Source organism: Methanosaeta sp. UBA458 (assembly GCF_002496085.1).
GTDB lineage: Archaea > Halobacteriota > Methanosarcinia > Methanotrichales > Methanotrichaceae > Methanothrix > Methanothrix soehngenii.
Window position 1 is genome coordinate 1 of sequence record NZ_DAIK01000060.1, and the last position, 25,270, is coordinate 25,270.

General features: G+C 52.5%; 30 protein-coding genes. 9 read left to right on the forward strand and 21 right to left on the reverse strand.

Annotated elements, in window-relative coordinates; all coding sequences use genetic code 11:
- Positions 1 to 60: 60 nt before the first annotated feature.
- On the reverse strand, positions 61 to 642 hold the full coding sequence (locus tag BP822_RS03995; protein ID WP_286857727.1) for a DUF3786 domain-containing protein: 582 nt from the start codon (positions 640 to 642) through the stop codon (positions 61 to 63).
- A 121-nt stretch (positions 643 to 763) separates the two neighbouring features.
- Here BP822_RS03995 and BP822_RS04000 point away from each other — a divergent pair, with 121 nt between their 5' ends.
- Together BP822_RS04000 and BP822_RS04005 are read left to right on the forward strand one after the other, a co-directional pair.
- Entirely contained in the window at positions 764 to 1,831 is a 1,068-nt protein-coding gene (locus BP822_RS04000) for an AI-2E family transporter (RefSeq protein WP_286857725.1), read from the forward strand.
- A 278-nt stretch (positions 1,832 to 2,109) separates the two neighbouring features.
- Positions 2,110 to 3,015 carry a DMT family transporter gene (locus BP822_RS04005; RefSeq protein WP_286877783.1) on the forward strand — a complete coding sequence of 302 codons (906 nt, stop codon included), beginning with the start codon at positions 2,110 to 2,112 and terminating at the stop codon, positions 3,013 to 3,015.
- Between the two features lie 80 nt (positions 3,016 to 3,095).
- Here BP822_RS04005 and BP822_RS04010 read toward each other — a convergent pair whose 3' ends face one another.
- The 5 genes from BP822_RS04010 to BP822_RS04030 form a co-directional block, all read right to left on the reverse strand.
- Entirely contained in the window at positions 3,096 to 3,389 is a 294-nt protein-coding gene (locus BP822_RS04010) for a DUF1805 domain-containing protein (protein ID WP_273278395.1), read from the reverse strand.
- A 161-nt stretch (positions 3,390 to 3,550) separates the two neighbouring features.
- A complete protein-coding gene (locus BP822_RS04015) occupies positions 3,551 to 4,600 on the reverse strand; it encodes a radical SAM protein (RefSeq protein WP_276619549.1) in 1,050 nt (349 codons plus the stop codon).
- Positions 4,581 to 4,856: a hypothetical protein gene (locus BP822_RS04020; RefSeq protein ID WP_273271588.1), complete on the reverse strand. Its 276-nt coding sequence runs from the start codon at positions 4,854 to 4,856 to the stop codon at positions 4,581 to 4,583. The genes BP822_RS04015 and BP822_RS04020 overlap by 20 nt, the downstream gene beginning before the upstream one ends.
- Before the next feature lie 135 nt (positions 4,857 to 4,991).
- A complete protein-coding gene (locus tag BP822_RS04025) occupies positions 4,992 to 5,606 on the reverse strand; it encodes a superoxide dismutase (RefSeq protein WP_013720056.1) in 615 nt (204 codons plus the stop codon).
- Positions 5,607 to 5,645: 39 nt separating this feature from the next.
- Positions 5,646 to 6,311, reverse strand: coding sequence for a peroxiredoxin (locus tag BP822_RS04030; protein ID WP_013720057.1), 666 nt, complete (start codon positions 6,309 to 6,311; stop codon positions 5,646 to 5,648).
- 366 nt (positions 6,312 to 6,677) lie between these two features.
- Between BP822_RS04030 and BP822_RS04035 the strand changes: the two genes are divergently transcribed.
- Positions 6,678 to 7,166, forward strand: coding sequence for a Fur family transcriptional regulator (locus tag BP822_RS04035; protein WP_273278399.1), 489 nt, complete (start codon positions 6,678 to 6,680; stop codon positions 7,164 to 7,166).
- Positions 7,167 to 7,212: 46 nt separating this feature from the next.
- On the opposite strand, the gene htpX is transcribed toward BP822_RS04035, so the two are convergent.
- The gene (gene htpX, locus BP822_RS04040) at positions 7,213 to 8,043 is read right to left on the reverse strand and encodes a zinc metalloprotease HtpX (RefSeq protein ID WP_013720059.1); all 831 of its coding nucleotides are present in this window, start codon (positions 8,041 to 8,043) and stop codon (positions 7,213 to 7,215) included.
- A gap of 198 nt (positions 8,044 to 8,241) precedes the next feature.
- Between htpX and BP822_RS04045 the strand changes: the two genes are divergently transcribed.
- Together BP822_RS04045 and BP822_RS04050 are read left to right on the forward strand one after the other, a co-directional pair.
- Positions 8,242 to 8,949, forward strand: coding sequence for a rhomboid family intramembrane serine protease (locus BP822_RS04045; protein WP_286877784.1), 708 nt, complete (start codon positions 8,242 to 8,244; stop codon positions 8,947 to 8,949).
- Positions 8,950 to 9,072: 123 nt separating this feature from the next.
- Positions 9,073 to 9,699 (forward strand): tetratricopeptide repeat protein, encoded by a 627-nt coding sequence (locus BP822_RS04050; protein ID WP_013720061.1) that lies wholly within the window; start codon positions 9,073 to 9,075, stop codon positions 9,697 to 9,699.
- A 48-nt stretch (positions 9,700 to 9,747) separates the two neighbouring features.
- On the opposite strand, the gene ftsY is transcribed toward BP822_RS04050, so the two are convergent.
- The 10 genes from ftsY to BP822_RS04100 all read right to left on the reverse strand — a co-directional run bounded on the left by ftsY (position 9,748) and on the right by BP822_RS04100 (position 17,033).
- Positions 9,748 to 10,914: a signal recognition particle-docking protein FtsY gene (ftsY, locus tag BP822_RS04055; RefSeq protein WP_013720062.1), complete on the reverse strand. Its 1,167-nt coding sequence runs from the start codon at positions 10,912 to 10,914 to the stop codon at positions 9,748 to 9,750.
- Positions 10,907 to 11,362 carry a prefoldin subunit alpha gene (gene pfdA / locus BP822_RS04060; RefSeq protein WP_013720063.1) on the reverse strand — a complete coding sequence of 152 codons (456 nt, stop codon included), beginning with the start codon at positions 11,360 to 11,362 and terminating at the stop codon, positions 10,907 to 10,909. The genes ftsY and pfdA overlap by 8 nt, the downstream gene beginning before the upstream one ends.
- The gene (rpl18a, locus tag BP822_RS04065; RefSeq protein ID WP_013720064.1) at positions 11,355 to 11,543 is read right to left on the reverse strand and encodes a 50S ribosomal protein L18Ae; all 189 of its coding nucleotides are present in this window, start codon (positions 11,541 to 11,543) and stop codon (positions 11,355 to 11,357) included. The genes pfdA and rpl18a overlap by 8 nt, the downstream gene beginning before the upstream one ends.
- A 15-nt stretch (positions 11,544 to 11,558) precedes the next feature.
- Positions 11,559 to 12,257, reverse strand: a complete 699-nt coding sequence (locus tag BP822_RS04070; RefSeq protein WP_273278400.1) for a translation initiation factor IF-6 — start codon at positions 12,255 to 12,257, stop codon at positions 11,559 to 11,561.
- Positions 12,214 to 12,480 (reverse strand): 50S ribosomal protein L31e, encoded by a 267-nt coding sequence (locus BP822_RS04075; protein WP_013720066.1) that lies wholly within the window; start codon positions 12,478 to 12,480, stop codon positions 12,214 to 12,216. Before BP822_RS04075 ends, BP822_RS04070 begins: the two co-directional genes overlap by 44 nt.
- A 2-nt stretch (positions 12,481 to 12,482) precedes the next feature.
- On the reverse strand, positions 12,483 to 12,635 hold the full coding sequence (locus tag BP822_RS04080) for a 50S ribosomal protein L39e (RefSeq protein ID WP_083804721.1): 153 nt from the start codon (positions 12,633 to 12,635) through the stop codon (positions 12,483 to 12,485).
- Complete coding sequence (locus tag BP822_RS04085; protein ID WP_232844282.1) at positions 12,574 to 13,257, reverse strand: DUF7411 family protein; 684 nt, start codon at positions 13,255 to 13,257, stop codon at positions 12,574 to 12,576. Before BP822_RS04085 ends, BP822_RS04080 begins: the two co-directional genes overlap by 62 nt.
- Positions 13,254 to 13,595 (reverse strand): DNA-binding protein, encoded by a 342-nt coding sequence (locus tag BP822_RS04090; RefSeq protein ID WP_013720068.1) that lies wholly within the window; start codon positions 13,593 to 13,595, stop codon positions 13,254 to 13,256. Before BP822_RS04090 ends, BP822_RS04085 begins: the two co-directional genes overlap by 4 nt.
- Positions 13,596 to 13,610: 15 nt before the next feature.
- Positions 13,611 to 14,075, reverse strand: coding sequence for a 30S ribosomal protein S19e (locus tag BP822_RS04095; protein ID WP_286877785.1), 465 nt, complete (start codon positions 14,073 to 14,075; stop codon positions 13,611 to 13,613).
- A gap of 225 nt (positions 14,076 to 14,300) precedes the next feature.
- The gene (locus BP822_RS04100) at positions 14,301 to 17,033 is read right to left on the reverse strand and encodes a cation-translocating P-type ATPase (RefSeq protein WP_273278401.1); all 2,733 of its coding nucleotides are present in this window, start codon (positions 17,031 to 17,033) and stop codon (positions 14,301 to 14,303) included.
- 247 nt (positions 17,034 to 17,280) lie between these two features.
- Here BP822_RS04100 and BP822_RS04105 point away from each other — a divergent pair, with 247 nt between their 5' ends.
- Positions 17,281 to 18,966 (forward strand): Na/Pi cotransporter family protein, encoded by a 1,686-nt coding sequence (locus tag BP822_RS04105; protein ID WP_013720071.1) that lies wholly within the window; start codon positions 17,281 to 17,283, stop codon positions 18,964 to 18,966.
- Here BP822_RS04105 and BP822_RS04110 read toward each other — a convergent pair.
- Positions 18,963 to 20,249 (reverse strand): sodium-dependent transporter, encoded by a 1,287-nt coding sequence (locus BP822_RS04110; RefSeq protein WP_286877786.1) that lies wholly within the window; start codon positions 20,247 to 20,249, stop codon positions 18,963 to 18,965. The two genes, BP822_RS04105 and BP822_RS04110, sit on opposite strands and share 4 nt — an antisense overlap.
- A gap of 114 nt (positions 20,250 to 20,363) precedes the next feature.
- Positions 20,364 to 21,221, reverse strand: coding sequence for a universal stress protein (locus BP822_RS04115; protein ID WP_013720073.1), 858 nt, complete (start codon positions 21,219 to 21,221; stop codon positions 20,364 to 20,366).
- An 83-nt stretch (positions 21,222 to 21,304) separates the two neighbouring features.
- Between BP822_RS04115 and pyrB the strand changes: the two genes are divergently transcribed.
- The 3 genes from pyrB (at position 21,305) to BP822_RS04130 (ending at position 23,645) form a co-directional block, all read left to right on the forward strand.
- On the forward strand, positions 21,305 to 22,231 hold the full coding sequence (gene pyrB, locus BP822_RS04120) for an aspartate carbamoyltransferase (protein WP_048132390.1): 927 nt from the start codon (positions 21,305 to 21,307) through the stop codon (positions 22,229 to 22,231).
- A gap of 10 nt (positions 22,232 to 22,241) precedes the next feature.
- Positions 22,242 to 22,745, forward strand: a complete 504-nt coding sequence (gene pyrI / locus BP822_RS04125; RefSeq protein ID WP_286877787.1) for an aspartate carbamoyltransferase regulatory subunit — start codon at positions 22,242 to 22,244, stop codon at positions 22,743 to 22,745.
- Positions 22,746 to 22,871: 126 nt separating this feature from the next.
- Entirely contained in the window at positions 22,872 to 23,645 is a 774-nt protein-coding gene (locus tag BP822_RS04130; RefSeq protein ID WP_013720076.1) for an FKBP-type peptidyl-prolyl cis-trans isomerase, read from the forward strand.
- 192 nt (positions 23,646 to 23,837) lie between these two features.
- Here BP822_RS04130 and BP822_RS04135 read toward each other — a convergent pair whose 3' ends face one another.
- Positions 23,838 to 24,248, reverse strand: a complete 411-nt coding sequence (locus BP822_RS04135) for a hypothetical protein (RefSeq protein WP_013720077.1) — start codon at positions 24,246 to 24,248, stop codon at positions 23,838 to 23,840.
- Positions 24,249 to 24,596: 348 nt separating this feature from the next.
- A partial coding sequence (locus BP822_RS04140; protein ID WP_286877788.1) for a hypothetical protein occupies positions 24,597 to 25,270 on the reverse strand: 674 nt, incomplete at its 5' end.

Consider the following 25,270-nt stretch of genomic DNA (forward strand, 5'->3'; position numbering starts at 1 on the left):
CCCCTACACCCCGACGTTATAACCGGCCTTCCCTAAAATCTTTTCAATCCGGGTTTTGCATCATTGCGAAGACTGCTCGGAGCCCTCCAGGACATCATCTGCCAGAATCGTCAGCAAGACCGTCAAATCCTCCATGGTTAGGATCTGGGCCAGTGCGCGATCAAAGAGCATCGTTGCATCTGCTGGCAGATCCTCATCGCTCCTCCAAAAAAGGATTCGGACAATGACGCCGGGAAAGGTCTCCACCTCCACTGCCACATCCGCCCCCTCCACCATCCTGCCGGCAAAATCATCCTGCAAGGTCCTGACCAATTCCTCCGGGCTCTGACTGAATCGCTCTGCAAGCGGCCTGATTGCCCGGCGGGAGAAATTGGAGCAGAAGAGTTTTCCTCCATAGGTCTCTTTGATGGATATCCATTCTCCTGCAGGTTCGTAACCATTTTTCGATCTGCCGATCAGATAATGGAGCAGGAGCACCGATACCGTCTCAATAGCCTGGCGGCGACTGGGCAGGAAGAGAACCTCCCTTTCCGCCTGCTTAATCTCATATCTGTCTTGGAACAGTGAAATGATATTGCTGGATGGAAGCCCGAGTCCTTTCAGCTCCTCCCAGGCCATGCCCAGTGCTATATCGTATCCCATTGATCTTCCCCTCTCTGCAAGACATCTCAAAGAAGATTACTGGCGGCCATCATCATCCTTTCGGCTGATCAGATGAAAAAACATAGAAAGGCTTATGCCGTAAAAAGGAGGAGAAGAGAGCATGAATCTTGGGCGGAGGTTCGACATAGGGGCGGGAATTTTCGTCTTTCTGATAATCCTTCTCACCCTTTACCTGACCTTAAACTTCCTGACAACCATCCTCTTGAGCGTGGTGCTCGTTTTTCTTCTCAAGCCCCTCTATGCCCTGTTCTTCAGGCTGACTAAAAGAAAGCAGATATCCTCATTTTTATCCATAATGCTGGTCTTCATCCTCATCCTCTCCCTGATTCTGGGGATCACCAGCGCCCTATTGGTGGAGCTGTCCTATCTGCAGTCATCAGGGGCCATATCAGATGTGGAGATTGATAAGACCATCAATGAGATCGATGCCTGGTCCAAGAGCTTTATCCCCGCCTGGCTTTACAACTCCATAATCGAGATCGCTCTGCGTTATGCGCAGGAGATAAGCGACATTCCCATAGCGTTCGCCACCTGGGTATTTCCCATTCTGCAGCGTGAGCTCACCGCCTTTGGCTCCAACCTGCCCATTCTCTTTGCCCATCTGATCGTGGTGGTATTCTTCACCTATTATCTGCTCATAGACGGCAAGGTTTTTATTGATCAGGCGGTGGATCTGGTCCCCCAGGAAAAGCAGGGTATTGTCAGGCGATTTCTGGATGAGCTTTACAGCATCTACCATACTCTCTTTACCGTATACTTCTCCACCTCCATGCTCAGCGGTGTGATGGCAGCGATTGGCTTCTCATTGCTAGGCATCCCCTATCCATTCCTGATGGGGGTGGTGGTGGCGGTATTCACCCTCTTGCCCCTGCTGGGGCCGCCGTTCGTCTTCATTCCCATAGCAGTCTATTATCTGATCGTGGGAGACCTTTTCCGCTGCCTGATCCTCCTGGTATTTGGAACGGTGGTGCTGATGGTAATTCCTGAAAACGTTATCCGCCCACACCTGGCCATGATGAGCTCCCGGATACACCCCATACTCACCCTGCTCGCCTATACCGCACCCATATTTGTCATTGGAATCATCGGGGTGATAGTTGGCCCTACCCTCTACGGCTTCCTCCTCGCCGTCTACCGGTCGATCAATGCTGAAAGGAAAGGATTATAATCCAGGTGGCATCCTGCAATTCAGGGGATACTGCAGGTGAAGAATGAGGGATTTTGCGGTCAATTGGGGCTGAATCCTCCGAGCCAACAATATTATAATGGCTCTTCGCTGAATTATGTGGATGAGGTCCGGCAGAGAATATAGCCACAGTTCCTTTGCGTCCCTGTGGTTGGGTCAGTGCACCACGGTTCACCACAGAAGCACAAAAGACACAGAGAATCTCCAATTCAAGTTTACCCATGCCAAATCGTGAGGATCCATTATAATCGAGAGGTTTAATGGGCGGGCAGAAAGAGTATCAATTGGCGGTATTGTTCATAATCCTGGATGTTTTATTCTGGGGTTTTTCCTTTATAAGCACCAAGGTGGTCCTGTCACAGATTCCGCCTGTATCGATAGCATTCTTCAGGCAGATCATCGCTGCATCGACTCTGATAATGCTTGTTCTTTTTACCAGGACCTCATTCAAAATAGGTCGAAGGGACATGGGATATATCGTCCTCGCCAGCTTCTTTGGAATAGTGATGTACTTTTCCCTGGAGAATACCGGGCTTCTGTATACCACGGCATCCAATGCCTCGATGATCGTGGCCGCCCTTCCCATATTCACCCTATTTGCCGAAGCTATGCTCTTCCGTCTGAAGGTCACCTGGAAGATGATTCTCTGCTTGATCCTTTCCACCATTGGGGTGGCTCTGGTGGTCACAGTCGATGGGAAGGTGGATCTATCATCTGCCAGGTTTTTCGGCAATCTGCTGGTCATGGGAGCGATCATCTGCTGGGTATTTTACACCCTGCTGAATAGAAGGCTCTCTGAGAATTACCCCTGCCTGGCTTTAACCGCTGCTCAATCAACAGTCAGCATAATTCTATTTATTCCCCTCATCATCCCGGAGATCGAAAGATGGCCCGCGATATCCGAGATCTCTCTGCCGGTATTTGCTAATCTGCTCTTTCTAGGGGTTTTCTGCTCAGGCTTCGCCTACATTTTTTATATTTATGCCACCAGAAGGCTGGGAGCAACGGTGGTTTCGGCCTTTTTAAACCTCATTCCAGTGGTGACAGTGGTCTTCGGATATCTCATCTTGCACGATACCCTCTCCTGGATGCAGGTCCTTGGAATGGCACTGATAATGATCGCTTTATATCATCTTAACCGGTTGATGAAAAGGGCGCAAGTATGAGGCGAATAGGGCAAATGGTGATTTGCGGCGTTTCCCCATTCGCAGCGATTATGGCCCCAAGCCAGTCGACTTCTACTCCCTTAAAGCAGTTCGAGAGCCACTCTGCTCATAAGACCCGCCTTCAATCCCCGCTTTTCCGCCACAGGATTTGCCTCCTTAATGATGCCCTGCAACAGGTCTTCGATGTTGGCAATCGAGCTTCCCTGAGATGGCCTGGTTGCTGGGTAGCTGAAGCTTTCTAATCCCTGCACATCGAAGGCCCTGGAGCCCACCATTTCCGTATCGGTGATGACGGCCACCAGGTTGACCGGCTCGGGGGAAATGACAGATCCTTCCGCTTGCTTTCTCTTTAGCTGCACTCTGGTATGATTCATACCTAACCTCCCGAAAAGTTCAGGCGCTAAACCTGTGCGCCTGAACTTTTCGGGAGGTTAGGCTATAGGAAACATATGGGATGAAGCCAGTTTTGCTCGGCAGATATCTGACGAAGTCACTCAAGACCGGATTTCGATTAGATCCATTTTTGGCCTCAAGCTCAGCCCAAGAGCCTGCCCGCGGGCCCTATCTTTCCCCGCTCCGTCTGGCAGACGACCGACTGCAGACCGCAGTCTCTAAGAATATAATGGACCTCCAGCATCTCCCAGTGGCTGGGCCGGACCAGATCAGGCCTTCTGAACTCCGGCCGGTAGTCCAGAACACAGACCTGAATCCAGGGATCTATGCTGACGATTCTCTCCGCCATCTCCTGGATCTCTGCTATGCTGATCAGATCCTCATTGAATGGGATGCCGATGCCCAAGAAGACCTGAGGATGGCTGTCGTGCAGGTATTTCACCGCCTCCCAGGCGGTCTGCAGATATTTGGTCGCCAGCCCCTCATCCAAAAGGCCGGTCATCTCCATGAAGGTGGAGGTCCTCAAGGCCTTTAGATCGATGCCAATGTCGGTCATGCCCGCACCGACCAGCTCATCGATATAGTCCTCGGTCAAAATTGTGCCGTTGGTATCCACATGAATGCGGGCGATCGGATTTTGCTCCCGCAGGAGACGTATGAAAGAGACCAGCCACGGCCGGTTGAGGGTACACTCCCCGCCGGAGATGGCTATGCGTTCCACTCCGCACTCCTTTTTCGTCTCAGTCATCCTCTCCGCCGCCTCCTCTGGGGTGAGGGGCTCGCCTACGTCCATAAAAGCATACCGCCAGTTCTGGCACTGGGGGCAGCAGAGGTTGCAGCCTGAGGTGAAGCAGACCGCTTCTATGAAGCCCAGGCCGCTCTCCAGCCACCATGGTGTGCCCACGCCTCCCGTCTTATGGCCCATGAAGCCTGCCACCATCCTGCGAGGCGTCCCCATGGGCGCTGCAGTCCTTATCCTCATTCCCTCTTGCACCTGTGCAGTGCAGGCCGGCCTAGCCTCTCCATCTATCTTCAGGGCACAGGCCCAGCATCCTCCCACCTGGCAGGGCATGAATAATCCCTTGTCGGAAGGATGCAATGTGATATTATATCCGAGCTTCTCCAGAGCCTCTTTAACTGAGAAGCCAGAAGGCACCTCGATCCGTCTGCCGTCAACCTCTATCGTTGTCATTGACCGCCTTCATGGATTGCATCACAATATCGATGGGAAGCACAGTCTCTCCAGATATGCCGTTTCTGGCAATCCAGGTGCTGATGGATGAGCATGCCATCAAGACATCCGACTTATCCCTGCTGCTGGCGGCAATTATCCTGGCGACATCATCTTTGTTCCGGATCTTGATGTTGTAGGCCATCTCAATCGCCAAAAGCTGCATTTTTGCCCTCTCTTCAACCGACTCCATGAATGTGTCAATGCCTTCCTTCATCTTAAGGCCTTTGTTTTCAGTCATCTGCGAGCAGAAGGTTTCAGCTAGAAGAATGGCTAATTGCACAGGGCCAAATTTCATGATAAAATGCCAGGCTTTCAGGACTCTGCCCAAAAAAAGGGTGAAAGGAGGTGATTATTTAATTACTGCCTCCAGCCTTCGGTTTACCTCATCCCAGTTCACAATGTTCCAGAAGGCTTCAACGAACTTGGCCCTCTCGTTCTTGTAGTCCAGGTAGTAGGCATGCTCCCAGACATCCAGGACCATGAGGATGCGAAACATGGGATAGACGTTCACATTATGCTTCTCAATCTGCATAATGATCGGCCTGCCGGTCATGCCGCACCAGGATAAGGCCGCCCATCCGGAGCCCTCTGTGCTCACAGCAGCAGTGGTGAACTCCTTCTTGAAGCGCTCAATGGATCCGAACTCCTTTTTCAGGGCCTCGGCTAAAGCGCCCTCAGGCTCCTTCTTCGCTTTGGAGGCGGGAGCGAGGTTCGCCCAGAATAAGCTGTGCAGCACGTGGCCCCCCGCCTGGAAAGAGAGCTCCTTCAGAGTAGCCTTCATATCGATGTCCGATCCGGATTCCCGCGCCTTGTCCAGCCTTTCCAGTATAGCATTGGCGCCGTTCACATAGGCGGCATGATGCTTGTCATGATGCAGCACCAGCTGGGCCTGGGTGATATGGGGTTCCAGGGCATTGCCAGCATAGGGCAGCTCGGGCAGGGTGTATTTCTTCTTATCAGCCATATAAAATCACCATTGATTTCAATCTCATAAATTGTCTGCTCACAACTTCTTATGGCAGAACCACCAGTCCTCACAGACCATGCCGCCGCCTGTCTTTCTGCCGGCAGCAGCCTTCTCATCCGCCGGAGGGGGCACGATCACCTGGTCGCCGAGGAAATCGTTGTTGGGCCAGTTTGCGGGAGTTGCTACCTTATTCTTGTCCACGACCTGCAGCGCCTCAAGAGCCCTGATGATCTCGCCCATGTTCCTTCCTATCTCCTGGGGATAGAAGAGTATTAGGCGAATTGTGGCCTCAGGATCGATGATGAATACCGCCCTGACGGTATTGGCGCCCTTGCCAGGATGGATCATCCCCAGCCTCATGGCCACCTTGCCCAGGTCGTCGGCGATTATGGGGAAGGTGATCTCCACTTTCAGGTTCTCCTTGATCCACTGGGTCCACTTCATATGAGCAAACACCTGATCAACAGAAAGGCCGATAAGCTCGCAGTTCAGCTTATCGAAGTCGCTCCTCATCTTCTGGAAGGCCACGAATTCAGTGGTGCAGACCGGGGTGAAGTCCCCAGGATGGCTGAAAAGGACTAACCACTTTCCGGAATATGCATCTGGCAACTTGACCATGCCATGGGTGGTCTTGACCTCCATGGAAGGGAACTTATCTCCAATCAATGGGAAGCCACCTTTGTCGCCCATATGGTAGCTCATATGGTGAAAACCGCTATGCTCAAATCCCCTCGAGGGGCCGGATCTATCTGATTCGCACATATTTAATAACTCCTCTCTATCATATATATTTGGTTCTGTTAGATGAAGCCTTTCAGTTTCTTCAATACTCTTCCATTTGGCAGAATTTGCAGCTATGATGCCACTTGAGCTCCACCTGAGATCGGACAGGGATCTCGCTGGTGCAGCTGTTCTTGCCCTAAATCCTAGATGAACTCACACACTTTATTTGGAGATAGCCCGCGAGGTTTGATCCTGCCCACCTCCCAAACCAATCAGTCCTTTCTCTGCCCTGAATTCCAGTGGGGGATATGTTTATTTAAGAGTGATTATTAGCTAATAATTACTATGATCAGTGCAGACAGCCTGGACTCAACCATCATAAAGACATTTCGCAACAGCGGCTATAGAGCCACTCCCCAGAGAATAGCCATCAGCAGATACATACTGCGCAATCACGAGCATCCTTCAGCACAGAAGACTTATCAGGAAGTCAAGAAGACCCATCCTACCGTAAGCCTGGCCACCATCTACACCACAATAAAAATTCTAAAAAAGACCGGCCTGATCTGTGAGTTGAAGCTGCCTCAATCTCAAACCAGGTATGATCCCAATACAGAGCCCCATGCGCACCTGGTCTGCCTTCAGTGCGGCAGCGTCACCGATTGGATGGACCCGATAATGCAGAAATTGGTGAAAAATGTCTCCAGCAAGGCGAACTTCACTGTAATCGGATCGAGCTTTGATCTGGAGGGGATCTGCGCTTTGTGCGGTCGAAGGGCAAAGGATGCCCTGAAAAGCGCCTCCCCACCGGCAGAATCAATATCGGCCGAGTAAAAATCGTTATAACCCTTTTTGTCGATACCAGTCTTAATCACTTGATTTACATGGATCTGAGCCGGGCGATCCTCTCCTCTGTGCTGGGATGGGTGGAGAAGAGTGACGCCACTGCCTTTCCTTTGAGGGGATTGACGATGAACATATGAGCAGTGGATGGGTTCACGTCCGAACGCACTGCATTATTGCCCGACTCCAGCTTGGCCAGGGCACTGGCCAGGGAGAGGGGCTTGCCGCTTATCTTCGCTCCACCGGCATCGGCCTCAAACTCCCTGCCCCTGGATATCGCCAGCTGGACGATGGTGGCGGCCAAAGGAGCCAGGATGGCCATGGCTAAAACTCCCAGGGGGTTGGGGCCATCATCGTCCCCACCGCCGAAGATCAGCGACCACTGGGCCATATTGGCCATAAATGTGATCACTCCGGCAAGGGTAGCCGCTATGGTGCTGATCAGAGTGTCCCGATTCCGGACATGAGCCAGCTCATGAGAGATCACTCCTGCCAGCTCGTCTCTATTTAGGATCCTGGTGATCCCAGTGGTAACGGCGACTGCTGCGTGCTTGGGATCCCTGCCCGTGGCAAAGGCATTGGGCATGGGATTATCGACTATATAAAGCCTGGGCATGGGAAGGCCAGCGTTGGCGGCCAGATTCTCCACCATGCCGAAGAGCTCCGGAGCCTCCGCTACTGTGAGCTCGCGGGCTTTATACATCTTTAAGACCAATTTGTCGCTGTACCAATAGGTTCCAAAGTTCATCAAAATGGAGAAGATCAGGGCTATGAGCATGCCACCTCTTCCACCAAAGTAGCCGCCGATCAGCAGCAAAATTCCTGTCAGACCGGCCAGCAATAGGGTCGTTCTGATCATATTGGCCATAGGTATTGGTTCGTCTAGAGAGTTATTTATCTTTTGCTATTGGCTGATCGGATACCATCGAATGGATGTCCTCAAAGGCAGTTTTTTGGGGAGAGGAGTTGTCCATACTCGATGCATAGGATAAGTATATTGACAGGTAATTTGATTGTGAGCACAAGAGCCTGAGAGAGTACAGGATAAGATAATTTGAGGTGAATGATGTTTGCACCGGTGGGCACAGAGGAGATCATACCGCGCCGAAGCTTTCCGATAGTTACGGCAGTGATAGTGGCAATTAACGTCCTTTTTTTTATCTATGAGATCTATATTCTGATCACAGATGGATCACAGGGACTGAATTCCTTTTTCAATACCTTCGGCCTGGTGCCTGCCGATGTCACAAGCGTCCAGAGCAGCATGCTGCCACCATATTCAACATTCTTCACCTCCATGTTCATCCATGCGGGCATATTGCATATCCTCTCCAATATGGTCTTTCTGGCCGTATTTGGCGATAACGTGGAGGACCTCTTGGGCCCCATCCCCTATCTCATCTTCTATCTGCTCTGCGGCCTTGCGGCATCAGCCGCCCAGATTGCTGCTGACCCCTCCTCAATCATCCCCAATGTGGGGGCCAGCGGGGCGATCTCTGGGGTTCTGGCCGGGTACCTCGTCCTCCTGCCCACGGGCACTGTACGCCTGTTTATATTCTTCGGATTCTTCTACCGCATCACCAAGATACCAGCGCTGCTCTTCATCACCGTCTGGTTCGTCATCCAGCTATTCAGCGGCGTGGCCTCGTTGGGGGTGGTTGCAGAAGGCGGTGGTGTGGCCTACTGGGCTCACATTGGAGGTTTCATAGCAGGATTACTGCTCGCTTTTGCCTACAAGACAATCATGAGACGGCATCTATTCCCGTCGCACTGAGGGAAAGGAGAGCAATAAGGGCCTCCAAAATCTTTTTCTTCAGATATGCAGAATGGACATCCTTGAGGAGGAATGATCTTTAAAGGGAGTTTTATCTGTATCCTGGTTTCTGGCGTTATCTTAATGCAGATATCACTCATAGCTCAATCGGGCTTCTGTGCACCCGCTTCGCATGATGAGGAAGGCATAAGCTGCTACAATAAGGGCATAGACCTGGCCGAGCAGGGCAGATATGATGAGGCCATAGCGGAGTTTGACCGCTACATCCAGGATTATCCGGATTATGCCCGGGCCTGGTACAACAAGGGGGTTGCTCTAACCCAGCAGGGCAAGTACGAAGAAGCCCTCATCGCCTTCGACAGGGTGACCGATATCGAGCCGCAAAATTCCCAGGCCTGGTATAATAGGGGAGTGGTCCTGTACATCCTGGGAAGATACGAGGAGGCTCTGGAGGCGTCCAATAGGTCCACGATGCTGAATGGTGAAGATGCCAGGGCCTGGATCAATGAGGGAAATGTGCTCTTTCAATTGAACAGGCATGAGCAGGCGGTGGCAGCATACGATCGAGCCATCGGGATCGATCCCCACTCTGCCCAGGCCTGGTGCAACCGCTGCAATTCGCTGATCAACCGGTCGGAGTACGATCTGGCGTTATCATCTGCCCAGAAGGCCATCCAGATCGACCCGGATATGGTAGAGGCTTACAGCTGCAGGGAGGCGGCACTTATGGAGCTGGGAAGGGACTCATAGGCGGCCGCTGCCCTGACCAGGTCAGAGGTGGCTTGTATCATCGAGAATTTATGCCTCTGCCTCACCCATCAATCTATTCACCAGCCACTCGGGCTCGAACTTCACCAGGTCGGGATAGGTCTGTCCCACGCCAAGGAAGAGCACCGGCTTGCCGGTTATATAAGCGATGGATATGGCAGATCCGCCCTTAGCGTCGGCATCGGTCTTGGTGAGGATCGATCCATCGATGGGCACCGACTCATTGAACAGGCGCGCCCTCTCCACGGCATCGTTGCCTGCTATTGCCTCATCCACGAATATCAGCAGATCGGGGGTTGTGACCCGGACGATCTTTCTCATCTGATCCATGAGGTTGATGTTGGTATGCAGCCTGCCAGCCGTGTCCGCCAGGACTACATCCTTGTTATGGGCCCGGGCATACTCGATGGCATCGAATATCACCGCTGCCGGATCTCCGCCCGTCTTGTGCTTGACCACCTTCAGCCCCAGATTGTTGCCATGCACCTCTAATTGTTCAATGGCTCCCGCCCTGAAGGTATCGCCAGCGGCAAGGACCACAGAGTAGCTCTGATCCATGAGATACTTTGCCACCTTGGCGATGCTGGTCGTCTTACCGGTGCCGTTCACTCCCACGAACAGGATCTTGACCGGCTTATCCTTCGCCCGGATGTACTCATCGAAGTCCAGGTGGTTCTTGGATAGAAGGGTTATCAGCGCATTTCTAAGAGAGTCCTCAGCCAGCTGGCCGGTATCCGAACCGATCTTCTTTTTCTTCCCAACCAGATCGGACTTGACCTCTCTTACGATCTCCTCAGCCACCGGAAGGGCGACATCGCTCTCCATGAGGGCCATCTCCAATGCCCACATGGGCTCCTCCAGATCCTTCTCCTCTAAGATTATCTCCTGCTCGAAGACCAGGGTCTTGGCCTTCTGCAGGAATGAGAATCTGCCTTTCTTATTTTTGGTCTCTCCATTATCCAAGGGCTTGGCCAAGGGCTCCTTCGTAGCAGATCCAGAAGATGCTCCCATTTTGGGCTCCTTTGCCTTCGAATCCATCCTGCCGGCATCCGGAGCCTCCAGAGCAGGCCGATCCTCTGCCTCGATCTCCTCTGGCTGTGCTGCTCCCTTCGAGCCCTTGGCTGAAACCTTCTCAGCGACCTTGGCAGACAGGGCCTCCTTAAAGCCGGAGAGCTTCTCTTTGAACCGGTTAAACAACCCCTTCGCTCCCCTGGCCACCGCTGAGGCGGCTTTCGTACTGCTGCATTATGCCCTGAATCTTCTGCATCTCTTGATCGATCTTGGCAAGAACTTCCGTGAGCTTTTTCGAGCCCTCAAGAACCTCATTCTTCCGAGTCCTCAGGATCTCTATGGCCTCTTCAGATCTTTTTTCTATGCTCACACCTGCCCCGACATTCAAGATCACATTCTCCTTGGAGGCGAGTTTGCCGTGGATGAAAGATCCAGAGCCTATGGGAACCAGAATCTCCTGACCGACCTCAGCCTCCTGCAGAGCATCAACTGCTGCGAGAGCACTTTCTAGCCCCTGGGCAGCGATCTGGCTCAGGCCGAGCTGATGGGAGATTCCCTCTGCCTGAGCCTGGTACTGCTCATATGCGGCCAGGAGCCTTCTGATCTCCTCCTCGCTCCCAGGAGAGCTACTCAACTGTCTTCACCTCGTCTATCTTGATAAGGCCTCTTTTCAGACCATGTTGACTTCCCATCAGGGAGTAGACCATATTTTTGGCATTCTTCTCGTTCTGGCTATCCACTACCTTGCTGAAAGGAAGCCAGGTCTTGCCAATAAGCCCTCCCTTATATCTTCCCTTGATCTCAAAATTAGTCATGAATTTTCACCTCTATTACGCCAGGAAATCCAATGCATCTTCAATGCGGCCCAGCTCCGGGCCGGTGGTCTCGTCTCCTGCGAGGTAGCCGTAGCTGTTCGCCAACAGACCTGAGCCCACCAGTGGCGAGCCGAGGTTGACTGTGCCCACATCCACAGGCAGTTCGAATAGCTCCTCCAGCACTGCCATTTCCTGTTCGGATACCCTGGGATGGACAAGAAGGCCTTTGTTGGTGGCAACACCAGCCATTCCCACGGTCTTCAGGCCTCCGATGGTGCCCTTTTGCACCTTGACCTCAAGCGTCTCCTCTATCGCCCGACAGGCTCTGGTGGAGAGGCCGGGATGAACCATAGCGGCGCTGTCGTTGGCCAGGATGACATTGCCGGCGGCATTGATCCTGGTCGGCAGCCTGGAGACCTTTCCATGCTCTTGGAGGATCTTCAGATCTTCAGCTTCCGCATGGCGGCTGACCACAAATCCGCTCTTGTTGGCGGAAATGAGCGAGCCTGTGACCGATCCGATGCCAGCAGGGATGCATACTGCCTTTACGTGAAGCCCTTCTTCTATGAATGCCAGATCCTCTGGCCCGACTACTGCTGGCAGCAGTACTATATCATCTGTGCAGCGGGCGAATACACCCAGCAGACTGCTACCTGCAATCTTGATCCTCTTATCTCTCACCGGCAAACTCTGCTTCCACTCCGCCGTCTTCAAACTTGACCGCCCGCACCCTTACCCGCCTTGGTGGCTTCATATCCCCTCTTCTCCAGATAACCTGGTTTAGGCCGGGATCGATCTTCACATCCTCTGCGGGGGTCTTCATATGCCGGGCAAGGTAATTCCTTATCTCAGCCATGGCCCGGTTGGACCTTCTGTAAACGGGAACGCATTTCACAATACCCAGGGGTATGGTGTAAACTCTTTCTGTGTCCGCCATTGTCATCTCTCTAGACTGCTTCTTCGCCAATGTCTTCTCTTGGGGTGAGCGACTACCTTCCTCATGGTCTTGACTATGACCCAGGAGGGAACCCTACGATTCTGATTGAATGCTTTGGCAAGCCTGATCTTCTTGCCCTTTAATTTCTTGGACAAATCTCTTCCTCCGAATTACTCTCGTGTGCGTATGATTGGAGGGGAATATCCTGTCGACCTCCATCTGGCCATGCCTCTCTTTTAGCGCATATCTCAGGCCCACCTCAAAGTCTGAGGCAGGATGCTTCTCGGAGAGCTCCTCCTCGAAGTCCAAATAGCGCGAGGCCATCGCCCGGATGGCCTTTCCACCCAGGCCCGCCAGAGGTCTCAAGTATTGCACATGCAACCGGTCTTCCAGGCTTCGGATGGCGCCGAAATCCATCTTCGGGGCGCGATCATCCCTTCTTGTACCGTCCGCCACAAATTCGCACTCTTTTGCTACTGTCTCTACTGCAATGGGATGAACATAATTGAGAGCATCATTGGGATAGCCCGTGGACTGCAATATCTTCAGGGCTCTCTCCAGGACATCCGCATCGAATACCATTCTTCTCAGGGGATATCCCAGCTCTCTTGCTGCTTCTTTTGCTCTCATCCAGGAATCGTCGTGGCCAAAGCTGAAATTCACCAGCTCTATCTCCTCGAAGAATGGCTCGAGAAGGAGGGCCGTCAGACTGCTATCTTTTCCGCCGGAGAATAGGACTGCAACCTTCATGTATCGACCGATTCCGAGATTTTTCATCTTCTTGTTATATTGATATCTCTCTTCTTGGGCTGGGCCTGGGTGAGTATCGCCTTGAGTTGCTCGTCAGTGATCGGGCCTCTCAGCCTGCCGCTTTGTGCAAGCATGATGAGCTGGGCCTCGATCTGGGAGACGAACTCGGGCCTGGTCATGCGAATGGCATTCATCCTTTCGCGAGCCTCAGGTGTGAGGATGGTCCGCATTATGGCCGCCTTTTTGGCTTCCATCTCCTGCTGGGCCTGCTCCTGCTGAACAGCAGCCATTTGCGAATCTGCCTGCTGCCTTTGGATCTGCTCCAGCCTCTTTCGCCTCAGTTCTGCAAGCTCATCATCAGCCATTGCCTCGAATCCCCCTTATGCTGTCGATTCTGCTGCTGATTCAGATGCGGGTGCAATTGAACCCTCTTTGCTGGCCACCTTATGGGCTATGCCGTCGAGGAATGCCTGGCCCTCCGGGGTCATTTGGCGTCCCTTCTTCAGCTTCTTGACCAGGCCGGCCTTCTCCAGCTGCTGCAATGATTCTCTTACCACCGAACCGCTGCCCTTGGCGAAGGTTCCAGTGGCCACTCCCTTGCGCTTCTTTCCGCCGTAGAAGGTTCTGAGCCGGGATACTCCCACCGGCCCATCGATATATATTCTGCGCAGAATGGATGCCGACCTCACAAACCACCAATCTGGATTGGTGGGTGGCATCTCCCTATTTACCCCAGTCTTGGCAAATTCAGCCCAAACAGGTGGCTGGACCTTGCCCGCTGCCTTCAGCTCTAAAGCTGTGGCGGCTATCAAGTCATGGGGAGGTACGTCGTAAACAGTTGTCAATTTTTCAATCCTCCGAGATGATAAGGAACAAACCAGAACCCTTACGCCAAAACAAGTATAAATGCTTTTTCCGCACTATTCACTCTAGGCGCGATTCTCCAAGAGGGCAATTATCCCCATTCCCGTAGAAGCACAGGCTGCAATCCAAGAGAATGGGATGTTTGAGCCTGAGGAGAATTCAAGCCCACCCGGATTTCCCTTTCTGATCTTTCAGCTTATTATCATCTAGATCCGTATAAGACTCTTCCCTTTTATCAGCTTCCTCAGTTCGTCGGCGATGAATACCGTGCTTGAGACGGCGAAGATGATGGCCCAATCATACAGCGAGAGGGCCACCGTTCCCAGAGCCATCTGGAAGAATGGCAGGGTCGTCGCCATCAGCTGCAGGGCTATCGATGCAACTATTGCCCCGATCAAGTATTTGTTGCTGAAAAGGCCGATCTTGAAGACGGACTTGTCTTCAGACCGGCAGTTGAGGGCATTGAAGATCTGGAACATGGCCAGGGTGGTGAAGCCCAGGGTCTGAGCGCGGTGTATATCTCCACCGTTAAGCTCCCTGGTAAACACCAGGAGGGTGCCCGCAGCCATAAAGGCGGCAACGAAGAGCACATTCTTAACTATATCCATGTTGATTATATTCTCCTTGGGGTTTCTGGGCGGCTGGTCCATCACATCCTCTTCTTTAGGCTCCATGGCCAAATTCACCACTAAGAGCCCGTCGGTAACCAGGTTAACCCATAGGATCTGCACCGGGGTGAAGATCAGCACATTTATGGCCATGAAGACCAGGGCCACCAGGATGGTGAGGATCTCACCAGCATTGGTGCTGATGAGATACTTCACTGTCTTTCGGATATTCTCGAAGATTACCCGGCCCTCCTCCACTGCGTTCACTATGCTCTGGAAGTTATCGTCCGTCAGGATCATGTCCGCCGTCTCTTTGGTGACATCGGTTCCAGTTATCCCCATGGCGATGCCGATCTCTGCCGCCTTGAGGGCAGGAGCATCGTTGACCCCGTCTCCGGTCATGGCTACGATATGCCCCTTCCTCTGCAGGGATTGGACTATGCGGTGCTTATGTTTGGGTGATACCCGGGCGAAGACGGAGGTATCCTGAATCAGACCGTCCAGCTCCTCATCGCTCAGATCATCCAAATCCGAGCCGGTGAGGACCTTCGACCCTTCCTCATAGATCCCAATATCCCTGGCTATGGCCTGTGCGGTAATCTTATGATCCCCGGTGGCCATGGTCACCTTGATCCCCGCCCTCTTGCACAGATGAACCGATCTTATGGCCTCCGGCCGGGGCGGATCGATCATTCCGGAAAAGCCGGTGAATATCAGGTTAGCTGGACCCTTATTCTTGAATTCATCCCCCTCTTCCGGCTTAATGGTGACATAGGCCAGGGCCAAAACGCGCAGAGCCTCTGCTGCCATCTGCGAACTGGCCTTCAAGAACTCTTCCTTTCTCTTCTGGTCAAGCTCCTTTACCTCTCCCCTATCCAGGACATATGAGCACATGTCCAGGATGGTCTCCGGCGCTCCTTTGAGCAATGCCAGCAGCTCAGCAGAGCCGGTGCGGTGGAAGGTTGACATGTATCGGTTCTTGGGATCAAAGGGGATCTCATCGACCCGGGGATGGCTTTCCTCCAGCTCGCTCTTATCCAGGCCCGCTTTTGCCGCTGCCACTAACAGGGCGCCCTCAGTCGGGTCGCCCAGGATCTCCCATCGATCCTCTTCTTCCTTATGGCTCTTGAGGGAGGCATCATTGCAGAGGGAGGCGATCTTCAGGAACATGCTCAGGCTTTTATCCTCTGAGGCTTTTAGCGGCACTCCGTCCAGCTCAAAATCGCCCTTCGGCTGAAATCCGACCCCCGATACATCGACTATCCTGCCCGCCAGGAAGAGCTTCTGGACCGTCATCTGGTTGGTGGTCAGGGTACCGGTTTTGTCAGTGCAGACCGCAGTTATCGATCCCAGCGTCTCCACTGCATCCAGCTTGCGGATGATGGCATGCCGGCTGGCCATGCGGCTGACACCCACAGCCAAAGCAACGGTTATGGCCGCAGGAAGGCCCTCGGGGATGGCCGAGACCGCCATGGCCAGGGTGAAGAGAAAGAGCTCAATCAGCTCAAATCCGCGCCAAAAGCCCACTACCAGGGTCAGGCTGCTGGCCACTAAAGCCAGGATCATCAGCTTCTTGGATAGGTCCAGGGTACGCCTCTTGAGTGGAGTCTTCGCCTTTTCCGTTCCGGCTATCTGGTGGGCGATCTTACCCATCTCGGTATCCATTCCGGTGGCAAAGACCACCGCTTTGCACCTTCCCTGAGTGACCACGGTTCCTGCAAAGATGATATTGTCCATCTCTGCAGTGATCAGATCCTCCTGCAGTGCTTCCGCCATCTTTCTCGCCGGTACCGATTCACCGGTGAGCATGGACTCGTCCATCTCCAAGTTCGCCTGCTCTATGATCCTGGAGTCTGCCGGGACCTTTGCCCCCGCTTCTACCAGAATTATATCCCCAACCACTACCTCCTGGGATTTGATGCGCATCTCCTGGCAGGTTCCCGTCTCCGGGCAATCCCTCAAGACCCGGGCTTCGGCTGATGCCTGGGATCTGAGGGCCAAGATGGCCTCTTCCGCGCTGTATTCTTTAAAAAACCCAAGCAATGTGTTGATGAGAATTACCGCAAGTATCACTGCAGCATCTATGAATTTGTCAGCCATGAAGGAGATGACCGCCGCCAGGCCGAGAACAGCTATTAGAGGATTTTTAACCTGCCCGATGAGAATGCCGAGCTTGCTCAGCTTTTCGCCTTCCTCCAGCTCATTGGGTCCAAAGGCCTTGTAGCGTCTGGCTGCCTCTTCTGTACTCAAGCCTCGGGTGGTGCTATCCAATTTTTGCAGAACCCGGTCAGCACTTAATGCATGCCAGTTATTATTAGCATCAGACGCCATCGCATCCACTCCTTATAAATAAAAATACATCTTTTAATTATTTGCTCCTCAAGATATAGGCATTCTCAGATATATGCATTAAAAGGGATAATTCATTAAAACCTTTTCTATGTGATCATAAAGCTTTTGTTCTGGGAAATCGTTCAGGAATCGTGGAATTGATACCGAGAAGAAAATCAAGAGATGAGCATCTGAATCGAAGAATGGAATTATCGTCTTTTCCATGCTCTAGAGAAATGAGAGCTGTATGATTTGGGATCTGCTTATTGCCGTTGTTCCGGCTGTGATTCTATTTCTTTACGGCATTGAGAACTTCTCCGAAGAGGTCCGGCATGCGGCCGGCGAACGCTTCCGCACGATTCTGCAAAATGCGACGAAGACCTCCTTGCGTGGCGCTCTCGCCGGGGCTGCGGTCACCGCTCTGGTCCAATCCAGCACTGCCACCACCATCATCGCCGTGGGCCTAGTGAACGCGGGAGCGATCTCCTTTCTGGCCTCCCTGGGCCTTGTCATCGGTGCCAATGTGGGCACAACCCTGACCGCGCAACTGGTCGCCTTCAAGCTGACCGCATTTGCCCCGTTGATCGTCATCGCCGGATTTATGCTGAGCCTGATTCGCACCCCTTATAGAGCCTATGGAAAGCCAGTATTCTACTTCGGCCTGGTGTTCTATAGCCTCAACCTGATCTCATCCATAGTTGCTCCCCTGCAGGATGATCCTGAGGTCCTCTCCCTGCTCTCCATGACGGACGATATCCTGATAGCAATTATCATTGGCTTTATCATCACCAATCTATTCCAATCCAGCTCGGTTACCACTGGGCTGATTGTGGTCATGGCCCAAAGCGGCTTGATCAATGCATCTCAGGCCCTGCCAATTCTGCTGGGAGCCAATATTGGCACTTCAACCACCGGACTGGTCGTATCCCTGAACATGAACACCGCTGCCAAGCGCACCGCCACTGCCCAGTTTCTCTTCAATTTCCTTGGAGTTCTGCTCTTTTTGCCCTTCATAGACAACTTCTCCCTGCTCATCGAGGACCTGGGAGGCACAGCTGCTCAACAGGTTGCCAATGCCCATCTCATATTCAATTCCACCTGTGCAGTCATCTTCCTGCTGGCCATTAAGCCCTTCAGCAGACTGATCATGCACATACTGCCCCAAAAGGATGGGGAGATAGTCTTCGTCACCGAGCACGTCACCTCCAGACTGCCGGACGACATCCCTATTGCGGCATCATTAGTGGAAAGAGAGATCGTGCATATGCTCAGCATCTGCAAGGATATCTTCGATAACACTCTAGAGGTCGCTGAGGGCAACACCGATATGTGCTCGAGAATTGCCCATTTGCGGGACTACATCGATTATCTGCGCACTCAGATCATGTCTGCTGTTATTAATCTGACCAATCGTGACATCTCAGTGGAAGATGCGGCTCATGTTGCCATTCTGGCAAGGGTTACCGATCTATCCGCTCTGATGGCCCATCAGATGACCTCCATGGCCAGGAGCTTCGAGCAGATGAACGAGAAGAAGATCACGCTCTCTCCTGAATCTCTCCGAGGAATCGAGGAGATGGCGGCCCTCTGCCGAGAGAATACCGAGCAGCTCATAGGCGTATTTCCCGAGATGCCGGAATATATCGACAAAGAGATGCGCTCCAATGACGAGCTGCTCCGCCAGGTGCTCAACTGGCACTATAAAACATATCTTATCCAACTGGTAGCAAAGAGCTCTTCTGGCGGCATATTCTCAGATATCCTCTTCTCCTTCGAGAGGATAGGATCAATCATAAGAGAGCTTAGGAAAACCTCAAAGACAATGGGAATTCCTGCCTCTGCCGTCCATATGCCTGATCTGATCGATCCCAATAATGAGAACGGCAGTGAAGTCAGCGCTGAAGAGAGCGGCTCGGAGCATCAGCTTACTTAAAGCTCCATTATCATTGCCGCGGTTATCAGCAGCAAGGCAGCTGGTATCACATACTTTGTGAGGATGCTAAGAGTTCTGAGCCATCTCTCCGAGAGATGTACCTGGCCGGCCAATACATCATCATCTATCAGCCATCGGAAGGTTATCGCCACCAGAAGTGCGGCAATGGGAAGTCCAATTGTGCCCACGGTCACATCCATGAGGTTCAGGATCCTTGATCCATACAGGCTCAGGTCAAGAGAGCTGTAGCTCAGGGCAGAGGGCATGCCTGCAGCTGCCAGGAGGATCATCAGAAAGATGCTCGCTCTCTTTCTGCTCGCACCAGTCTGGCCCATGATGGCAGCCACATTCATCTCCATCATGGATATCGACGAGGTGAGGGCGGCGGAGAACAGGAGAGCAAAGAAGGCCACGGAGAATATTTGGCCGTAAGGCATCAGCTCAAATGCTCTGGGCAAGGTGGTGAAGGCAAGCTCTGCACCTGCGGCAGGCTCCAGGCCGAAGGTGAAGACCAAAGAGAAGATGGCTATCCCCGCCAGCATAGCGGCCAGAAGATCGGAGAAGGTGATGATCAACGCTGACTGTGGTATATCCATATCGTCCTCCAGGTAGGCGCCATAGGTGATGAGAATGCCCATGCCCACTGACAGGGAGAAGAATGCCTGGCCAATAGCCGCGCTCCATACATCAGGACGGCGGAGCATGGAATAATCCGGCTGGATAAAAAAGTCCATGCCGGGATGAAATCCGGGGAGGCTGACGCAGAACAGGACCAAAGCCACTAAAATGAGAAATGCGAACGGGATCATGATCGATACGATCCTCTCAATTCCCATGTTCACCCCCAGGCTCACAATCAATCCCGTCGCCAGCACTGAGATCAAGAAATATGCTAATGGCTCTAGCGATGAGGTGAAGGAGGAGAAGGTGACTGTAGAGCCCAGAAGAGAGAAGAGCAGATATGCCAGGGTCCAGCCCATTATGACCAGGTAGTAGCTCAGGATTAAGAGGACGATCAGGCAGATCAGCCAGCCGACGATCTCAAACCGTTTTCCGGCCCGGCCAAAGGAGGCGACCAGATTTCTCCTCCAGTGCCTTCCCACCGCCATCTCAAGGATCATCAAAGGGATGGCAAGGCCCACTACTGCCAAAAAATAGGGGATCAGATAGGCTCCGCCTCCATTCTGTCCCACAACCATTGGGAAGCGCCAGATATTGCCTATGCCCACCGCGGAACCAATGGCGGCCAGGACGAAGACCAGGCGAGAAGACCATCTCTCCAACTCTTTAACACCTCTTCTTTCCGCTCAAAAACGGGTGGATCGGGTTGGTTCAATTAAGGATCGAACTGAAAACCGGCAGCCAGCAAAAAGAAGGCGATTCCAGAAAAATTGAAATCAGGCCCTCTTTTCTGTTCTCACGATCAGAACCGGGCGGTTGGCGATCCTGGCGGTGTCATAGGTCGTGCTGCCGACAACCATCTGCTCCAGCCAGCCGGCTCCATGTGAGCTCATGGCAATCAATGATGCATCCTCGTTGTCTGCCAATGAGCTGATCTCATGCGGCGCATCTCCCACCTTGACATGGGTCGTAACCTTCAGCCCAGGCCTATCAATCTCCTTGACGATGGAGTTGAGCTTGCTGCCAGCCACCCGCACAGCAGCATCTATCTGCTCGTCGCTCTCGCCGCTGGATACGACATACACCAGCCCGATCTCGCTTGTCTCTTTCATTCCTTTGACGAGGAGTATCGCATCCTTTGCGGGATCTGAGAAGTCCGTGGGGCAAATGACCTTGGTAAAGAGGCTCCTGCAGAACCGGCCCAGGTTATCTCCCTCTAAAACCTTGTATCGCATTATCAGAAGATCGGTTTGCCCATAGCGCAGAACATCGCGGGAGACGCTCCCAAGAAGTAGGCCGCTTATCCGCCCCCTTCCCCGCGCCCCAACCATTATCAGCGTAGCATTCTCCTCATCTGCTACCCTCTGGATGGTCTTTGCTATACTTCCCTCCATTATCGTCTCCACCCTGGTCTTGACCTCGATCCTGAGGGCTTCAAGGTAGCGCTTCTGCTCTTCGATCTTCTCTTTGGCCTCTGCGACCTCGGCTGTCGGATCCCATACCCGCTCCACGGCCTTTCTTTGAATCACATGCAAGAGCACCACAGTCTTCTCACCGGGAAGCTCGGCTATGCACTCAAGCAAGTTCTGCGAATACCTGGAAAAATCGGTTGGAATGAGAATTCTCTGAAACATAATAGCATTTAGGCTCAACAGTTTATCAATGTAGTGGTATTAAGTGGAAGACTTATTATCTCAGAGATGAGTTGGGATCGAATATGTTTAGGAAGAGGCATGTGCTCAGCATGCGAGAGTTTTCCAAAGAGGAGATCGATTCCGTTCTGGACCTTGCCCAGTCTCTGGAGCCCTTGGCTCGAGGCAAGAAGAGCAGTATGCTCGCGGGCAAGATTCTGGCTCTCCTCTTCTTCGAGCCCTCAACCAGAACCCGAATGTCCTTTGAGACGGCGATGAAGCGACTGGGAGGAAGCGTGATCAACCTAGGTCCAGCGGAAGGCAGCTCCATCTCCAAGGGTGAATCGCTGGCGGATACGGTTCGGGTGATAGGTGGTTATGCCGATGCCCTGGTCATCCGCCATCCCAAGGAGGGGTCAGCCCGCCTGGCTTCCCAGTTCTCGCCCGTGCCGGTGCTCAATGCCGGTGATGGAGCAGGTCACCATCCCACCCAGACCCTGCTGGACCTGTATACCATCAGAAAGGAGAGCCGCCTGGAGAATTTGCATGTCGCCCTGGTAGGCGATCTGAAGTACGGCCGCACCGTCCACTCCCTGGCCTATGCCCTCTCCCTTTATGGAGCAGATATCACCCTGGTCTCCCCGCCCACCCTGAGGATGCCCGATCCCATCAAGGCCGACTTATCGAGCAAAGGCACCATTGTGCGCGAGACAGCCGACCTGGGCGAGGTGATAGACAATGTGGATGTGCTCTATATGACCCGCATCCAGAGGGAGAGATTCCCTGACCCGGTGGAGTACCAGAAGGTGGCAAGCAGCTACCGGATTACCCCTGAATCTCTGGCCGGCTCACAGCAGAATCTGATCATCATGCATCCCCTTCCCAGGGTGGATGAGATCTCACCTTCTGTCGACGACAGCTCTCATGCTCGCTATTTCCAGCAGTCCTTTTATGGGGTTCCGGTGAGAATGGCTCTATTGAAGATGCTCCTAGAAGGTGATCAGGTTGACTGATTTTTCCGCGATGACAGATAAAAATAACGAAAAAATCAATAAAAATAAGGAAGAGCCCGGAGGGCTGCGGGTCAAGCCCATCAATAATGGAACGGTCATCGATCATATTGCCGGTGGTCAGGCGCTGAACGTCCTCAAGATCCTGGGCATATCCGGTACCACAGGAGCTACTGTTTCCGTGGTGATGAATGTGGAGAGCAAGAAGCTGGGCAAGAAGGATATAGTCAAGGTCGAGGACCGGGAGCTGCGAGAGGAGGAGCTGAACCGGATCGCACTGATAGCTCCTGCTGCCTCCATCAATATCATTCGTAACTGCAGGGTGATAGAGAAGCGACCGGTGGACCTGCCCGATGAGATCGTGGGCGTGGTGCGCTGCCAGAATCCCAACTGCATATCCAATACTCATGAGCCGATAAAATCCCGAATGCTGGTCAAAGTAAAAAATCCGGTATTGCTCCGCTGCCTTTACTGCGAGCAGCCTCTTGCAGATGGGATTGCAGAATACTTGATCTAGTGAAGCGGCCGGATGGAGAACCAACCGCCCAAGCCATAGGGGATGCGAAAGTATAAGATAGGATCGTCGCAAATTGACGGCCCAGGTTGAGAATAAGGTTCCAGTAAAATCAGGATGGAGTAAGAAATGACGGTTAAAAATGGCGATTTCATCAGAATTGACTATACAGAGTTCGTTGATGGCCAGGCAATAGCCACCACCGTTAAGGATCTGGCAGAGGAAAAGGGAATTTTCAGCGAGGAGATCCAGTACGGCCCACATCTGGTGGTGGTGGGAGCAGGCCAGCTGGTAAAAGGCTTTGAGAGCGATCTGGTCGGAAAAGAGATAGGCTACTCTGGAAGGGTGGAAATGGATCCCGAGAATGCCTTCGGCCTGCATGATCCCAAAAATATAGAACTAGTGCCGTTGAACAGGTTCAAGGAAGAAAGGCCAGTTCCCGGAATGCGGGTGGGCATGGATAACCGGACGGGTACGGTTACCAGGGTGATCGGCAGAAAAGTGAGCATAGACTTCAACCATCCTCTGGCAGGAAAGACTGTAGTCTACGAGTACACCATAAGGGAAACGGTTGAGGATCAGACCGAGAGGCTGAAAGCCCTTATCAAGACCTTTGGCCGGGTGGATCTTGAAGCGGAGATAAAGGATGAGGTAGCGGTGATCACCGTACCCTGGGAGTTGAACTATTATAAGGAATGGGTTATGATCCGCCGCGGTCTGGCTGAGATGATAATCCAGCATCTGGGCATGAAAGAGGTGCACTATATCGAGAAGCACACGGGAGAGAAGGTCCGGGCTGAGCTCATATCCCCTCCAGGAAAAGAGAGCGGATCTGAGGGGCCCCAGGATATGGAATCAAAGACAGCAGAGGAGAGTTCGGTCTCTGGTGATGCGGCGGTCTAAAAGACCAAGATATAAATAAAATTATAAAATCTTTTTTCTTTTACTTTTTGATTATAGGGCTTCGAAGGCATTGCATCCGTTGGTTTGTATCGTATTGCATGGAGAGGCCCGGGCTGCATATTCAGCCGGGCCCGCCATCTAATGCCAGCGCCCTTTGATCTTTCATCGGATATTCTATATGCTATTCATGCTTCAGCGGAAGTAGAATCCGCTGCGATATGACGACCAGGACCAGCTGTTCGTGTAGTAGTATGTGGTAGCGCCCAGCCCGTAGACATTTGCTGCCCACCAGGGATCATAGACCACAGGATCGTAGACCACAGGGGCAGTATATGTATAGACGGGAGTGTAGGTCGGGTAATAGTAGGTCGGATAGTAATAGGTTGGGTAGTAGGTATAGGTCGGATAATAGCTATAGCTGTAGTAATATGCACCTGGGCTGAGCCAGTCGTAGAATCCGCCGAAGTCATGATAACCATCAGACGGGCCTCCGTGGTGATGAGATCCGCCGTAATCCTCGAAGGCTGCCCCTACGGCAACTAAGAGTCCCAATGCGAGCACTGCCAATATCAACTTGATTGCTTTTATTTCTGATTCCTCCATGCACCTTGTTCCCTAGCCAAATATTAAAAGGTGGTTTTTATGTAGATATCACCTAGCTTCTATATGAATCCTCCATGAACCTCTTGATGCTGAATTAATCCATTTCGGAGGCAGGAGGGGGCAATCTGGAATTAAAAAAAATAGTGTTGCCGCTCTAAAACTTGCTGGCACATAAACGATATCAATCGGCATGGCACCCCTCAGCGGTCATGATATCCTGACAGGGCGTTAATGCTCTTCTCCGATGGAGGCGTAGCCTTTTCGATATCAATCGACCAGTAATCTTCCTCGCGAAGATCCATAAAAAATCAGATCAGTAGTAACCCTGTCATTCATTGTGCGCGCCGGTCATTGATCAGGCACTTCTATATGCAGGGTGTTCAGCATATCCCTTATAACCTCCCAGGGGAAGGTGGATATGACCCGGCAGTCGGTATTTCCCCTGTAGATCCCGTCCTCATACTCTTTGCCATCGGGAGAGTAGCTGGCCGCGACGATCAGATCGCCCTCCTCATACTGCCCCCCGCCCAGATTCTGCCTCTCGAACCTAAAGTTGCCCAGCACCCCTGGCTTTCCATCGATCAAAGGCTGATAGATGGCCGGCTCGTCAGCTCCTGCATTTATGAGGGCGTCCCAGACGATATACGCATTGGCAGTAGTATTGGCGAGCATGGGCACATCATATCTGGTGAGAATGAGGAAGATGAAGTGATCGCTGCCGTCTACAGTCAGATTGTATCGGGTGAAATTGATCCCATCTGATGTAACGCCCTGGGTGGGTGCTTCAACCACCACGATGTAGTCCTCAGTGGTGTTCATATCAAAAGAGACATTGTAGGGCCCTACCGGCCCGGATTCATGAGCTGCAGAGGCCAAAGAGGCCAGTTCCAACACCAGAAGAAGGGTTAGAGTGAATAGCTTTCCTTTCTCATGCATCGCTCGTGCCGCCATCATCATTAAAAGGCCAATTCTCCTGGGACCCATTTTATCCTTTTGGTAGCAGGCAGATGCGTCTGGCCCTG